This is a genomic window from Curtobacterium sp. VKM Ac-2865 (assembly GCF_015350905.1).
Classification (GTDB): domain Bacteria; phylum Actinomycetota; class Actinomycetes; order Actinomycetales; family Microbacteriaceae; genus Curtobacterium.
The window spans coordinates 334,068-348,359 of record NZ_JADKRZ010000002.1; the positions used below are offsets into that span (position 1 = coordinate 334,068).

Sequence of the window (14,292 nt, forward strand, 5' to 3'; positions counted from 1 at the left end):
GTCGGACCGGGGTCAGACGGTGATCGGGTGCTTGACGGCGGACCAGTCGTCGGTCCACGGCCGCTTCGTGTCCGCGCCGTCGCCCACGGGGTTCAGGACCAGGCCGGCGATCGAGTAGTTCCGACCCCAGACGCTCAGCCCACCGTTGACGTACGTGTGCCACTTCGGGGCGGTCCCGACGACGGCGCCGAACCCGTTGGCGCCGCCCCACTTGCCGAGGTCGTTGCGCAGGATCTGGAAGTCGACACCACCGATGCGTTCGGCCCAGCCAGTGAAGCCCTTCTTGGTGAACAGGTCGGAACCGAACTGTTTCGAGATGGTGGCCCAGTCGTTCTTGATCGTCGTCCCGACCTTCGAGATGTTCCACCAGTTCGGGTTGTCCTTGAACTTCCCCAGCAGGTCCTCCATCTTGGCGATCCCGTTCTTCGTGACGGCACCGTCGAGCTGGTCGGCGTACTTCAGGTCGCCGTACGCGTCGTCGAGGCTCTTCGTCTTCGACAGCCACCCGCCGATCGCGTCGTTCCGCAGCTTCGCGATCTTGCCGAGGTCGACCTTCGTGGCGTTCTGCACGGCGGTCTTCCCCGCGGTGATGCCCTTGCTGAGCGCGACCGACGTGGCCTTCGTGATCCCGACGCCGACGCCGAGCGTGACGACGCCGACCACGGCCATGACCAGGTCGAAGACGTTGCCCTCGCCGAGCGCCGTCAGCCCGATCTGCGCCACCAGGCTGACCCCGGCCGCCACGGCACCCATGATCGCGAGCACCCCGACGCCCGGGATCAGGATCGCGAGCGCCGCCAGGGCGATGCCGATGTACGTGAAGATCTTGACGATCATCTTGAGCAGCTTCGAGAAGAACGCCTTGATCTTGTCGCCGAGGGTGTCGTGGAGGCCGTCGTGCCAGCCCTCGCGGATCGTCGACGCTGCCGCCTTGCCCGCCGCGTTCAGCGCGTCGACCGCCCGACGCAGCCGGGCCTTCGCGGCGTTCGCGCTGTCGTCGGCGGCGGTCGCGGCGCGGTGCTTGGCGTCGATCGCGCCCTGCTCGTCGGCGGTCAGCGGGGGAGCGTCCTGGGCCCGGCCCTGCGACGGGTCGGCCATGCCGCTCGCCTGCGACCCGGCAGCAGAGGCGTCCTCCGCGTCTCGGAGTGCCGCAGCGGACTCGCTCAGGGCGTCCTCGAGGTGCGGCACGTACCCGGTCAGGGCGTCCTTGATCGCGACGTAGCGACCGGCCATCTTCTCCAGGGAGGCCCCGACCTCCTTGCTCTTCTTCCGGACGGCGTCGGCGGTCTCGCCCTTGAACTGCGACTCGTCGCCGTCGCCGATGCTCTTGAGGGTGCTCGCCTCGCTCGTGATGGCGTCCGCGATCATCGTGTAGTAGCTCACCAGGCTCTGCACCACGGGGACGTCGGCCACGACCGGGTCCGACCCCTCACCGAGCAGTGCCCAGTCACCGCCGCGCGCCGGCATCAGTGGCCCTGCCCGTCGGTGGCCTGCGACTCCGTCGTCAGCTTGTCGTGGAGGTCCTGGTCGACGGCCGTCCAGTTGTCGGCGGCCTTCTGCACCTTGTCGTGCAGGTCCTTCACCGCGCCCTTCATCTTGTTGCGGTGGATCTTCCAGTCGCCGGAGAAGTCGTGCATCGCCTTCTGCACGTCGTGTTGCCCGTACACCTGGTCGAGCTCCCGGTCGTCCGACCGCTGGTGCTCGAGCTCGTCCGAGATGTGCTGCAGCTTCGTGGCCGAGTCCTCGAGGACGGCCTTCGTGATGATGAGGTCTGCCATGGGTGCTCCTGGTCGGTGAACGGGATCGGAACCGGCTCGGTCCCGGTGCCCGTCGTGGTGACGGGGACCGGGACCGGTGCGGTGTCGCTACTTGATCGCGTTCGCGAGCTCCTGGTCGGTCTGCTGCAGTGCCTCGGCGGCCTTGTTCAGGTACGTCGACATGCCCTCGAGACCCTCGATGGTCTTCGTCGCACCGTCGTTGAACTCCTGGTACGAGCTGCCGAAGGCGACGGAGGACTGGTCGGTGACGTAGCCACCGGTGATGAGCGAGTCGACCAGCGACTTCAGCTCACGCAGCTTCGAGGTGATGTCCTGCTCACCGTTCACGAGTCGGGTCGCGGCGTCCTGCATCTCGCCGTAGGTCACGTTCAAGTTGGGCATTGCCAGCTCCTGTCGTTCGTCCGTGGCCCCGGTCGAGGCACTGACAGGAGGTTATTCCGGGGTGGAACGACTTTGCGGGGTACATTTCACCGTCGAGACACCGGATGCAACTGCACTCTGATGTGCACATTCCAGTACACCGCCGCGGGCATCGGGTCGAATCGAACTGATGTTTCGATGTCAGTACCGGAGAGTATCCATTGCTACCCGCGTGTCGCGCGCGCGTCTTCCGGACCAGGTGTCCCCCGTTGTGTGGACCTCGGAGTACCCGGGGAGCGACGCCGCGACGGTCAGAACCCGTGCACGAGTGCGCCGGAGGCCTCCTTGTAGCCCGGCACGCGCTCCTGGTCCGCGCCCCACCCGGTCGGCTTGATGCCCTGCCCGTACCCGAACGTGTTGATCCAGCTCGCCACCACACGGCCACCGGCGACGTACTTGTGCCAGGCCGGCAGGGCCGCGATGTCGACGCCGTGGTCCCGCTTCATCGCGACCTTCATGGCGTCCATCTCGATCTGCCGGTCGACGCTGAACAGTCGGTCCGACCGCCAGTCGCGCTTCACGAAGACGTCCTTGATCTTGCTCTTGTCCTCGGTCCACAGCGCCTTGTTCGGGTGCCACCAGTTCGGCTTCTCCTTGAAGCCACCGAGCGTGTTCTTCGTGATGGTGTCGACCCGCACGTCGTTCAGGCGGTTGATGTGCCGGTCGATCGTGCCGACCGTGCGCGCCGCGGTGCTGTCGTTCAGGGCGTTCTTGACGTTGATCGCGCGGACGTCCTGCAGCTTCTTGACCTTGTCGAGGTTCGTCTTCGCGAACCCCTGCATCCCCTTGCCGAGCCCGGCGGTCTTCGCCACGGATGCGGCCTTCGTCATGATGCCGCCCACGCCGACGAGCACGAGTCCCACGGCCGAGGTGATCACGTCGAGCCAGGAGCCCTCACCCATGCCCGCGAGCGTGATGTTCGCCACCAGGACCACGGACGCGGCGACGGCGGCCATGAACGTGAGCATGCCGACGCCCGGGATCAGGATCGCCAGGGCTGCCAGGGCGATGCCGATGTACGTGAAGATCTTGACGATGATCTTGAGCAGCTTCGAGAAGAACGCCTTGATCTTGTCGCCGAGGGTGTCGTGCAGGCCGTCGTCCCAGGCCGCGCGGATCGTCGACGCTGCGGCCTTGCCGGCGCCGTTGATGCCGTCCACCGCGCGTCGGAGTCGGGCGACCGCGGCGTCGGCGCTGTCGGACGCGGCGCTCTCGGCGCGGTGCTTCGCGTCGATCGACCCCTGCTCGTCGCTGGTGAGCGGCGGGGCGTCCTGCGCGCGGTTCTGCGACGGGTCCGCCATCGACGCGGCTCGTGCGCCGGAGGCCGAGGCGTCCTCGGCGTCGCGGAGTGCTGCGGCCGACTCGGACAGCGCGGTCTCGAGCTCGGGCAGGTACCCGGTCAGGGCATCGCGGATCGCGTCGTAGCGGCCGGACATCTTCTGCAGGGACTCCGCGACCTCCTTGCTCTTCTTCCGCACGGCGTCGGCGGACTCGCCCTTGAACTCCGCGGTGTCGCCGTCCCCGATGCGGTGGAGCACGTCGGCCTCGGCGCTGATCTCCTGCGCGATCGTCGTGTAGTAGTGCACCAGGTCCTGCACGGTGGCGACGTCGGCCACGACCGGGTCGGACGACTCGTGCAGCAGTTCCCAGTTGCCGGCGCGGGCGGGCATCAGGCGGCCTGCCCCTCGGTCGGCTGCGACTCGGTGGTGAGCTTGTCGTGCAGGTCCTGCTCGAGGGCGGACCAGTGCTCGACGGACTTCTGCATCTTGTCGTGCAGGTCCTTCACGGCGCCCTTCATCTTGTTGCGGTGGATCTTCCAGTCGCCGGAGAAGTCGTGCATCGCCTTCTGCACGTCGTGCTGGCCGTAGACCTCGGTCAGCGCACGGTCGTCCGACTTCTGGTGCTCGAGCTCGTCGGAGATGTGCTGCAGCTTGGTGGCGGAGTCCTCGAGGACGGCGCGCGTGATGATGAGGTCTGCCATGGGTGCTCCCGGTCGATGCGGTGGAGGACGACGGGCGCCCGGGGTCGCACTCGCGCGAGACCCCGGGCGATCCGACTACTTGATCGCGTTCGCGAGCTCCTGGTCGGTCTGCTGCAGTGCCTCGGCGGCCTTGTTCAGGTACGTCGACATGCCCTCGAGACCCTCGATGGTCTTCGTCGCACCGTCGTTGAACTCCTGGTACGAGCTGCCGAAGGCGACGGAGGACTGGTCGGTGACGTAGCCACCGGTGATGAGCGAGTCGACCAGCGACTTCAGCTCACGCAGCTTCGAGGTGATGTCCTGCTCACCGTTCACGAGTCGGGTCGCGGCGTCCTGCATCTCGCCGTACGTGACGTTCAAGTTGGGCATGTGCGTGCTCCTGGTCTCGGATTTCGTTCACCTCCGGTACTGGAGGCCGAGACGAACGTACCGAGCGTTCCACCGCGGGACGAGGTGGTTCGACGCCTGTTCACCGACCGTTCCACGGTCAGACGCGACGGCGCAGACGCGACCGGACGCCGGACGCGACCCCTCCAGGAACGACGGAAGGCGGCCCTCCGTCTCGTGTGGGAACACAGCACCCGCCGGACGGAACCCTCCAGGAACGACGGAAGGCGGCCCTCCGTGTCGTGTGGGAACACAGCACCCGCCGGACGCGACCCCTCCAGGAACGACGGAAGGCGGCCCTCCGTGTCGTGTGGGAACACAGCACCCGCCGGACGGAACCATCCGGGAACGACGGAAGGCGGGCCTCCCGACTGGGAGACCCGCCTTCCGACGGAACAGACGCTGTCTTACTTGGCGGCGACGACGTTCAGCGAGATCGTCGCGACGATGTCCTCGCGCAGACGCACGGTGGCCTCGTGGTCACCGACGGTCTTGATGGTCGCGGGGACCTCGACCTTGCGCTTGTCGAGCGAGCCGACGCCCTGGGCCTCGACGGCCGAGGCGACGTCCGCGGGACGCACGGAGCCGAAGAGACGGCCGTCCTGGCCGGCCTTGACGGTCAGCTGGATGGTGGCGTTCTCGAGCTTCATCTTGAGGTCCTGTGCCTCTTCGATGGTGGCGAGTTCACGCGCAACGCGGCCGGCACGGATGGCCTCGACCTGCTTCTCGCCGCCCTTGGACCACGCGACAGCGAAGCCCTGGGGGATGAGGTAGTTGCGGGCGTAGCCGTTCTTGACGTCGACGACGTCACCGGCGGAACCGAGGCCGGAGACCTCGTGGGTGAGGATGAGCTTCGACATGTGTCGACCCCCGATCAGCGGCCGGAGCCGGCGTAGGGGAGGAGCGCCATCTCACGGGCGTTCTTCACGGCACGGGCGATGAGACGCTGCTCCTGGACGGAGACACCGGTGATGCGACGGGCGCGGATCTTCCCACGCTCCGAGATGAACTTGCGAAGGGTCGCAACGTCCTTGTAGTCGATGACACCGACCTTGATGGACTTCGCGGGGGCGGCGTTCTTGCCGCCCTTCCCGCGAGGCTTGCGGCGGTCGCCGCTGCTCTTTCCAGCCATTGTGTTTTTTCCTTAGGAGAAGAAGTAGTTGTTCGTCCGCTGAGGGATCAGAACGGGGTCTCGTCGTCGTAGGTGCCACCGGGGGTCGACCACACGTCGTTCCCCTGTGCCCCACCACCCTGCTGGCCACCCTGCGGCGACCACGGCTCGTCGGAGCGTCCACCGCCGGCACCAGCGTTGCCGCCGCCACCGCCGTTGCCGCCACCGGCGTTGCCACCGAAGTTGCCGCCGCCACCGGAACCGCCGCCGACCTGTCCACGACCGCCGCCACTGCCACCCGCTGCACGGGTGATCTGGGCGGTCGCGTACCGGAGCGACGGGCCGATCTCGTCGACCTCGAGCTCGATGCTCGTACGCTGCTGGCCCTCACGGTCCTGGTACGAGCGCTGACGGAGACGGCCCTGCACGATGACGCGCGAGCCCTTCGTCAGCGACCCCGCGACGTGCTCGGCGAACTCGCGCCACACACTCGCGCGGAGGAACAGCGCGTCGCCGTCCTTCCACTCGTTCGCCTGACGGTCGAACGTGCGAGGGGTGGAGGCGATGGTGAAGTTCGCCACAGCGAGCCCGTTCTGCGTGTAGCGCAGCTCGGGGTCAGCAGTGAGGTTCCCCACCACCGTGATGACGGTTTCGCCGGCCATCGGTTACTCGGCGCTCGCGGTCGCGGGAGCCGGCGCAGCGGCTGCCGAAGCGGCCTTGCGAGCGGCACGGGCCTCGTCGCGCTGCTTCTGGGCGGCAACCTGTGCCATGCCCTCTTCGGCGCGGAGGACCTTCGTGCGGAGCACGGCCTCGGAGAGGCCGAGCTGGCGGTCCAGCTCCTTGGCGGAGTCGGCGGACGACGTGAAGTTCACGACGGCGTAGATGCCCTCGGTCTTCTTCGCGATCTCGTAGGAGAGCCGGCGACGGCCCCATACGTCCACGTTGTCGACGGTGCCACCGTCGTTGCGGATGACCGCGAGGAACTTGTCCAGGCTGGGAGCGACGGTGCGCTCATCGATCTCGGGGTCGAGGATCGCCATCAGTTCGTACTGGTGCATGCGGAACCCACCTCCTTTGGTCTCGAACGGCTCCGGGCGGTTCCCGGAACAGGAGGGTTGATGCGTGCGTGCCGATGCGCAGGTGCGCGGGCACAACCCCGCAATCCTACCTGACGGCCTGGAGGCCCGCTACCGGTGTGTGGACAGCTCGCCTCACGCAGATGGCTGGTCCCGGAGCCAGGGCCGGGCTCGGCCGGTCAGGACGCGTCGCGGGATGCCCACCAGGCGCGCAGGCGCTCCTCGGCGAGCTCCGCGCCGAGGGGGCCCTCGTCCATCCGGGCCTCGAGCAGGAACCGGTAGGCGTCGCCCACGGCACGGCCCGGCGGGATGTCGAGGATCCGCATGATGTCGTCGCCGGTCAGGTCCGGCCGGATGGAGTCGAGTTCCTCTTGGTCGGCGAGCACGGCGATCCGGGCCTCGAGGTCGTCGTACGCGAACGCGAGCCGGTCGGCCTTGCGGCGGTTCCTCGTGGTGACGTCGGAGCGCGTGAGTTCGTGCAGCCGCTCGAGCTGCGGGCCGGCGTCCCGCACGTACCGTCGGACGGCCGAATCGGTCCAGGCACCGTCGGTGTACCCGAAGAAGCGCAGGTGCAGCTCGATGAGCCGGCTGACCGCGGCGATGGTGTCGTTGTCGAACCGCAGTGCCCGCAGCCGCTTCTTCGCGAGCTTCGAGCCGACCAGGTCGTGGTGGTGGAAGCTCACGGCGCCGGCGGGCTCGAGCTTCCGGGTCGCCGGCTTGCCGATGTCGTGCAGCAGCGCCGCGAGCCGCAGCACGGTGTCGGGGGCGTCCCCGGCGTGCCGTTCGTGCTCGTACCCGATGGCCTGGGTCAGCACCGTGAGGGAGTGCTCGTACACGTCCTTGTGGTGGTGGTGCTCGTCGATCTCGAGCCGCATCGCGGGCAGCTCGGGCAGGAAGAGCTCGGCGAGCCCGGTGTCGACGAGCAACCGGATGCCCGGCACGGGGTCGTCCGTGTTCAACAGCTTGACGAGTTCGTCCCGGACGCGTTCGGCGGAGACGATCTCGATCGACGGGGCCAGGGACGTCATGGCCTGCTCGACCTCGTCGGACACCGTGAAGCCGAGCTGCGAGGTGAACCGCGCCGCACGCATCATCCGCAGCGGGTCGTCGCGGAAGGACACGGTGGCGGACTGCGGCGTGCGCAGGCGTGCGGCGAGCAGGTCCTCGACCCCGCCGTGCACGTCGACGAGCTCCCGACCGGGCAGTCGGAGCGCCATCGCGTTCACCGTGAAGTCGCGGCGCAGCAGGTCGTCCTCGATGGTCTCGCCGAACGCCACCTCGGGCTTCCGGGTCTCGCCGTCGTAGACGTCGCTGCGGTACGTGGTGATCTCGACCTGCTCGCCCTGCACCCGGGCGGCGATCGTGCCGAACTGGCGGCCGACATCCCAGGTGGCACTCGCGATGGGCTCCACGATCCGCAGCACGTCGTCGGGCCTGGCGTCCGTCGTGAAGTCGAGGTCGGTCACCGGTCGTCCGAGGAAGGCGTCCCGCACCGGACCCCCGACGAGCGCGAGTTCGTGACCGGCGGCGGCGAAGGCGCGTGCGAGCGCCGCGACGGGCGCGGTGGCTGCGAGTGCGTCGAGTCGTTCGACGGCCTGGGCTACGGACTGCATGACGTCCTCGATCATCCCAGATGGACGCCGCGGGTTGTCCACACCCCTGGCGCGCACGCGAGGCTCTCATGGTCGTGCCTCATACACTCGTCGAGGTCCGAACCGATCACGGGCCCCACCGCATGCACATTCTCCGCTCCTCGCTCGCCGCCGCCGCGACAGCCCTCGTCGCCCTCGGTCTCGTCGTCACGCCTGCGTCCGTGGCCCCGTCGCAGGCGGCCACCGAGCCGACCGCGACGACCCGTGTGGCCGCTCCCGCTGCCGGCGACGGGGGCACGGCGAGCATCGAGGTCGTCCCTGCTGACCGCGGCGTCCTGCGGCCGGACGAGCCGCTCTCGCTGACGGTCACGGTGACGAACGACACCGACGCCGACCTGCCGACGGGCATCGCGAAGTTCGGCATCTACCGCGTCTACGCGGGCACGCGCGACGTCCTCACCGACTGGTTCAAGGAGACCAGCACGACCGGTTACCCCGGCGCACCGATGGGCTCCGTGGACGTCCCGGTGGTCCCGGCACACCGATCGGTCACCCTGAGCGACGTCGAGCTCATCCCGGGCAACGTGGCGCTCGGCGGGTACACCTCCTTCGGCGCCCGGAAGATCTCCGCGGACTACACGGCCGGGTCGACGTCCGCCATCGACCGCACCGCGATCACCTGGTACCCGAACTACGAGCAGACCCCGGTCGGGGTGTCCGTCGCGATGCCGGTCACCATGCCCGCGAACGCCGGCGGGCTGATCCCTGCCGGTGACCTCGCCGCGGCGACCGCGGTCGACGGCACCCTGTCGCAGCAGCTCGACGCCGCACAGGACCACAACGTCGCGCTCGGCATCGACCCGCGCATCATCGCGTCCATCCGCATCCTCGGGGAGAACGCACCGTCCTCCGCCATCGCCTGGCTCGACCGCCTCGAGCGGATGCGCAACGAGACCTTCGCGCTGTCCTGGGCCGACGCCGACGTCACCGGGCTGCGGCAGGCGGGGTCCGACGAGATCCTCGCGCCCATCTCCCTCGACCAGTCCGTCAAGGCCGAGAACTTCCCCGGCGCCAGCACGCCGAGCCCCACCGGCACACCGAGCACCACCGGAACGCCGACGCCCGGGGCGAGCGACACCCCCGCGCCCACCCCGTCCGTCGCCCCCAGCGACGGCGCCACCGCGGCCCCGGGCGCCCCGGCGGACACGACCCTCCCGACCACCGCGTCCCTGCTCGACTTCCCGTACACGATGTCCTCCGTCGCCTGGCCGACCGAGGGCACCGTCGCGACCGACGACCTCCCCGCCCTGCGGAAGGCCGGCACGAAGTCCACCATCGTCGCGAGCAGCAACACCTCGGCCGGCGGGGACACCACGATCGCCGCGTCGGAGAAGATCGGCGACGACCACGTCCTCGTGTCCGACCAGGGCATGTCGACGCTCCTCCGTGACGCCGCCACCGCCACCACGCAGCGCGCCTGGTCGAGCGCCATGAGCAAGCTCACCGCGACGCTGGCCACAGCCTCCCGTCAGGGCAGCACGAGCAGCCCCGTCCTCCTCACCCTGGGGCGCTCGTGGCCGACGGACTCCACGCGTCTCAGCGAGGCCCTCGACGCCCTCGAGAGCACCCCGTGGGTCTCGCCCGCCGACCTCTCCACGACCGCGGCGACGACGCCCGGCTCGCTCACCCTCGCCAGCGCCTCCGACGACGACGCCCGCCTCGCCCAGCTGCGGCGCATCGTCCGCTCCGCCGACGCCCTGACCGACTTCGCCTCCGCGGTCGCCGACCCGGCCCAGCTCACGGCCCCCGCCCGCCTGGCGGACCTGGCCGCGGCCTCCAACGCCTGGCGGTCCGACCAGGACGGCTTGGTCGCCGCCGTCGACGCCCGCGTCGCGAGGACCGACAAGGTCGTCGCGAGCGTCGGCATCCTCAACGGCAGCAGCATCCTGCTGCTGGGGGACCGGTCCTCACTGCCCATCTCCATCCGGAACCGGTCGGCGTACCCGATCACGGTCTTCCTGACGGTCCAGCCGTCGAACTCGTTCCTGCGCATCGAGAAGAACGCCGTCAAGGTCACGGTGCAGCCGGACTCCTCGAGCCGCGTCACGTTCCCGGTGACCTCGGTCGCCAACGGCAAGGTCGAACTGACCATGGCCCTCACGACGGCCACCGGGGTCCGCGTCGCCGACCCCGAGGTCGTCGAGATCAACGTGCAGGCCCAGTGGGAGAGCTTGATCACGGCCGCCGCCGCGATCGCCGTCATCCTGATCTTCGGCCTGGGGATCTTCCGCAACGTCCGTCGCCGCCTGCGGCGCCGCCGCAACGGCGAGGCCGACGAGCCGCGGGAGGACCCGAACCGGCTGTTCGTCGCGGACGCGCCAGGAGCGGAGCCGTGCCGAACGGATGCGTCCGCAACGGAGCCGTCCCGGGTGGACGACCGGACAGGAGGCCCTGAGCAGGTCCCCGGGGCCGCCACCGCCCTCGCCACGGCCGGCTCCACCGCCACCCTCGCCGAGGACGGCGGCGACCGTCTCGACGCCGCGATCGCGCGTGCCGGAGCCGTGTCGAGCCTCCAGGCCGACGACGACCGGACCGACCACCCACAGGAGCCGACGATCAGCACCCAGCCCCAGCCGTCGGCCGCAGCGCCCGTCGCCCAGCGCAGCCTGGGTCGCGCGAGCGCCATGCTCGCCGCGGGGACGATGATCTCGCGCGTGCTCGGCTTCGCGAAGACCTTCGTGCTCGCGTACGCGATCGGTCAGACGCACTCCCCGGCGGCCGACGCCTTCGCGGTGTCGAACCAGATCCCGAACAACATCTACGCGCTCATCGCCGGCGGCCTGCTGTCGGCCGTGCTGATCCCGCAGATCGTCCGCTCCATGAAGCAGAACGCCGACGGCGGCGTCTCGTACGTCAACAAGATCGTCACCCTCGGGGCCACGGTGTTCCTCGTGATCACGGTCGTGGCGACGGTGGTCGCACCGGTGCTCGTGCGCCTGTACGCATCGCAGGCCTCGGACGGCAAGGGCTTCTCGCCGGAGCAGACCGACCTGGCGGTCGCGCTCGCGTTCTGGTGCCTGCCGCAGATCCTCTTCTACGCGCTGTACTCGCTCCTCGGTGAGGTCCTCAACGCCAAGCAGGTCTTCGGGCCGTTCACCTGGGCACCGCTGATCAACAACGTGATCGCGATCGCCGGCCTCATCGTGTTCATCGCCCTCTTCGGCGGCCGCGTGGAGAACTCCGGCGTCGACACCTGGACCCCGCTGAAGATCGCCGTGCTCGCCGGCAGCGCATCGCTCGGCGTGCTGGCGCAGGCGGCCTTCCTGCCGCTCTTCTGGCGTCGGGCGGGGCTGACCTTCCGCCCGGACTTCCGCTGGCGTGGTGTGGGCCTCAAGGCCACCGGGACGGCCGCGGGCTGGCTGTTCGCGATGATCCTCGTCACGCAGCTGGCCGGCATCGTGCAGTCGCGTGTGGCGTCCCTCGGCACCGGCAGTGCGGGCAACGCCGTGCTGCAGAACGCCTGGCTGCTGTTCATGCTGCCGCACTCGATCATCACCGTGTCGATCGCGACCGCGTACTTCACCCGGATGACCCACGACGCCGAACGCGGCGACCTCGACTCGGTGCGCCGGAACCTGTCCCTGTCGCTCCGGATCGTCGGGCTGTTCACGGTCTTCTCGTCCGTGGCGCTCATCGTCGTCGCGGTGCCGTTCGGCCGGATGTTCGCGCGGGACTTCGACGGCGCTCTGTCCATCGGCGCCGTGCTGCTGGCCTACATGCCCGGCCTGGTGCTGTTCAGCATGCTCTTCATCATCCAGCGGGTGTTCTGGGCCATGCACGACCACCGCACGCCGTTCCTGATGCAGCTCGTGCAGTCCGGGCTCTTCGTGATCGGCGCCCTCGCCGTCACCGCGCTCCCCGGCAGTGCCATCGGCGTCGGGGTGGCCGCCTGCACGACGCTCGCCGGCACCGCGCAGACGATCGTCGCCCTCGTGCTGGTCCGTCGCCGCCTCGGTGGCATGGAGGGCGCCGTGGTCACCCGCTCCCACGTGCAGTTCGTGATCGCCGCGCTGCTCGCCGGCGTCGCCGGACTGCTCGTCGCGAACTTCTTCGGCACGTTCTCGGCCGACGGCTTCGCGATGGCGGACTTCACCAGCGCAGCCATCACCGTGGTGCTCTCCGGCGCGGTCATGGTCGTCGTGTACTTCCTGGCCCTGGTCGTCGCGAAGAACGGCGAGATCACGAACGCCGTCGGCCTGCTGCGTTCGCGCCTCGGTCGCTGACCCTCCAACTGGAGCACCGGACGCTGTCCGTTCACGGGCCGTGTGGAATGCCCCACGGCTACCATTGGTTGACCCGGTCAGTACGCAACGGAAGGGCAACCAGGCATGCGCCAGCTCATCATCATCGGTTCCGGCCCGGCCGGGTTCACCGCCGGCATCTACGCCGCTCGAGCCCAGCTCAAGCCGCTCATCGTCGCGTCCAGCGTCGAGACGGGCGGCGAGCTCACGAAGACGACCGAGGTCGAGAACTTCCCGGGCTTCCCCGAGGGCATCCAGGGCCCCGACCTCATGATCAAGATGCAGGAACAGGCCGAGCGCTTCGGCGCCGAGGTCCTGTACGACGACGCCGTCAAGGTCGAGCTCACCGGCGACGTCAAGCGCGTCACCGTCGGCTCCGGCGAGACGTACGAGGCCCTCGCGGTCATCTACGCCACCGGCTCGGCCTACCGCCAGCTCGGGCTGCCGGACGAGGAGCGCCTGTCCGGCCACGGCGTCTCGTGGTGCGCGACCTGCGACGGCTTCTTCTTCCGCCAGAAGAACATCGCCGTCGTCGGTGGTGGTGACTCCGCGATGGAGGAAGCCACCTTCCTGACCCGCTTCGCCGACAAGGTGACGGTCATCCACCGCAAGGACACCCTGCGCGCGTCGAAGATCATGCAGGACCGCGCGGTCAACGACCCGAAGATCGAGTTCGCCTGGAACAAGGAGGTCGTCGGGATCTCCGGTGCCTCTGCGGTCGAGGGCGTCACGCTCAAGGACACCGTCACCGGTGAGACCTCGGAGCTCGCACTCGACGGCCTGTTCATCGCGATCGGCAACGACCCGCGCGTGCACCTGGTCCACCAGCAGCTCCAGCTCGCCCCCGAGGGCACCATCGCCGTCGAGGGCCGCACCTCCCGTGCCGTCGGCGTCCCCGGTGTCTTCGTCGCGGGCGACGTGCTCGACCACACCTACCGTCAGGCCATCACGGCTGCCGGTTCCGGTGCCGTCGCGGCGCTCGACGCGGAGAAGTACCTCGCCGACCTCGACGACGCCCTGACGGCGCCGGCCGAGGGCGAGGCCCCGGTCGAGCCCGTCACCATCTCCGCGTAGGGAATGCGGCGGCACACGTCGCCGTTCCACCCACTGAACGACTTCTCGAAGGAGTACACATGTCCAACGCCAAGGCAGTCACCGACGCCACCTTCTCGGACGAGGTCCTGAAGTCCGACAAGACGATCCTCGTCGACTTCTGGGCAGAGTGGTGCGGCCCCTGTCGCGCCGTCTCGCCGATCCTCGACCAGATCGCCGAAGAGCACGCCGGCAAGATCGAGATCGTCAAGCTCAACGTCGACGACAACCCGCAGTCGGCCATGAACTACCAGATCACCTCCATCCCCGCGATGAAGGTCTTCAAGGGCGGCGAAGTCGTCAAGACCGTCATCGGCGCCAAGCCGAAGCCGGCTCTCGAGGCCGACCTGGCCGAGTTCCTCGCGTAGGCACTCCCGCACGCTCGGACGCCCCGTCCTCCATTCCATCGGAGGGCGGGGCGTTCGTCTGTCCCGGCCGGAGCGGCGGGGCGGGGCGTTCGTCTGTCCCGCCCGGAGCGGTCCACGTGTTCAGGATCGGCCTGCGACACACACCCGGGGTTCGCGGACTCCATGTCGTACTGTGGCGGAACCCCT

At 69.1% G+C, this 14,292-nt stretch carries 14 protein-coding genes; 3 read left to right on the top strand and 11 right to left on the bottom strand.

Annotated features, from left to right (window positions below):
* Positions 1 to 12: 12 nt before the first annotated feature.
* From ITJ54_RS06680 to ITJ54_RS06730, 11 genes are all read right to left on the bottom strand, one after another.
* Positions 13 to 1,467: a hypothetical protein gene (locus ITJ54_RS06680; RefSeq protein WP_194626757.1), complete on the bottom strand. Its 1,455-nt coding sequence runs from the start codon at positions 1,465 to 1,467 to the stop codon at positions 13 to 15.
* Positions 1,467 to 1,778, bottom strand: a complete 312-nt coding sequence (locus ITJ54_RS06685; RefSeq protein WP_194626759.1) for a type VII secretion target — start codon at positions 1,776 to 1,778, stop codon at positions 1,467 to 1,469. Before ITJ54_RS06685 ends, ITJ54_RS06680 begins: the two co-directional genes overlap by 1 nt.
* Positions 1,779 to 1,865: 87 nt before the next feature.
* Positions 1,866 to 2,159: a WXG100 family type VII secretion target gene (locus ITJ54_RS06690; protein WP_071278485.1), complete on the bottom strand. Its 294-nt coding sequence runs from the start codon at positions 2,157 to 2,159 to the stop codon at positions 1,866 to 1,868.
* A gap of 290 nt (positions 2,160 to 2,449) precedes the next feature.
* On the bottom strand, positions 2,450 to 3,868 hold the full coding sequence (locus tag ITJ54_RS06695; protein ID WP_194626761.1) for a hypothetical protein: 1,419 nt from the start codon (positions 3,866 to 3,868) through the stop codon (positions 2,450 to 2,452).
* Positions 3,868 to 4,179 (bottom strand): hypothetical protein, encoded by a 312-nt coding sequence (locus ITJ54_RS06700; protein WP_194626763.1) that lies wholly within the window; start codon positions 4,177 to 4,179, stop codon positions 3,868 to 3,870. The genes ITJ54_RS06695 and ITJ54_RS06700 overlap by 1 nt, the downstream gene beginning before the upstream one ends.
* Before the next feature lie 75 nt (positions 4,180 to 4,254).
* Positions 4,255 to 4,548: a WXG100 family type VII secretion target gene (locus ITJ54_RS06705; RefSeq protein WP_071278485.1), complete on the bottom strand. Its 294-nt coding sequence runs from the start codon at positions 4,546 to 4,548 to the stop codon at positions 4,255 to 4,257.
* 425 nt (positions 4,549 to 4,973) lie between these two features.
* A complete protein-coding gene (gene rplI, locus ITJ54_RS06710; RefSeq protein WP_071278494.1) occupies positions 4,974 to 5,426 on the bottom strand; it encodes a 50S ribosomal protein L9 in 453 nt (150 codons plus the stop codon).
* Positions 5,427 to 5,440: 14 nt separating this feature from the next.
* Positions 5,441 to 5,698 carry a 30S ribosomal protein S18 gene (gene rpsR / locus ITJ54_RS06715; RefSeq protein WP_071278496.1) on the bottom strand — a complete coding sequence of 86 codons (258 nt, stop codon included), beginning with the start codon at positions 5,696 to 5,698 and terminating at the stop codon, positions 5,441 to 5,443.
* Positions 5,699 to 5,745: 47 nt separating this feature from the next.
* A complete protein-coding gene (locus ITJ54_RS06720) occupies positions 5,746 to 6,339 on the bottom strand; it encodes a single-stranded DNA-binding protein (protein ID WP_194626764.1) in 594 nt (197 codons plus the stop codon).
* A gap of 3 nt (positions 6,340 to 6,342) precedes the next feature.
* Complete coding sequence (gene rpsF / locus ITJ54_RS06725; protein WP_194626766.1) at positions 6,343 to 6,735, bottom strand: 30S ribosomal protein S6; 393 nt, start codon at positions 6,733 to 6,735, stop codon at positions 6,343 to 6,345.
* Between the two features lie 197 nt (positions 6,736 to 6,932).
* Positions 6,933 to 8,366, bottom strand: coding sequence for a CCA tRNA nucleotidyltransferase (locus ITJ54_RS06730; protein WP_194626768.1), 1,434 nt, complete (start codon positions 8,364 to 8,366; stop codon positions 6,933 to 6,935).
* 122 nt (positions 8,367 to 8,488) lie between these two features.
* On the opposite strand from ITJ54_RS06730, the gene ITJ54_RS17855 reads away from it, so the two are divergent.
* The 3 genes from ITJ54_RS17855 to trxA all read left to right on the top strand — a co-directional run bounded on the left by ITJ54_RS17855 (position 8,489) and on the right by trxA (position 14,106).
* Entirely contained in the window at positions 8,489 to 12,628 is a 4,140-nt protein-coding gene (locus tag ITJ54_RS17855; protein ID WP_228508713.1) for a DUF6049 family protein, read from the top strand.
* Between the two features lie 105 nt (positions 12,629 to 12,733).
* Complete coding sequence (gene trxB, locus ITJ54_RS06740) at positions 12,734 to 13,720, top strand: thioredoxin-disulfide reductase (protein WP_194626770.1); 987 nt, start codon at positions 12,734 to 12,736, stop codon at positions 13,718 to 13,720.
* Between the two features lie 59 nt (positions 13,721 to 13,779).
* A complete protein-coding gene (gene trxA / locus ITJ54_RS06745) occupies positions 13,780 to 14,106 on the top strand; it encodes a thioredoxin (protein ID WP_017887828.1) in 327 nt (108 codons plus the stop codon).
* The last annotated feature ends 186 nt before the right edge of the window (positions 14,107 to 14,292 follow it).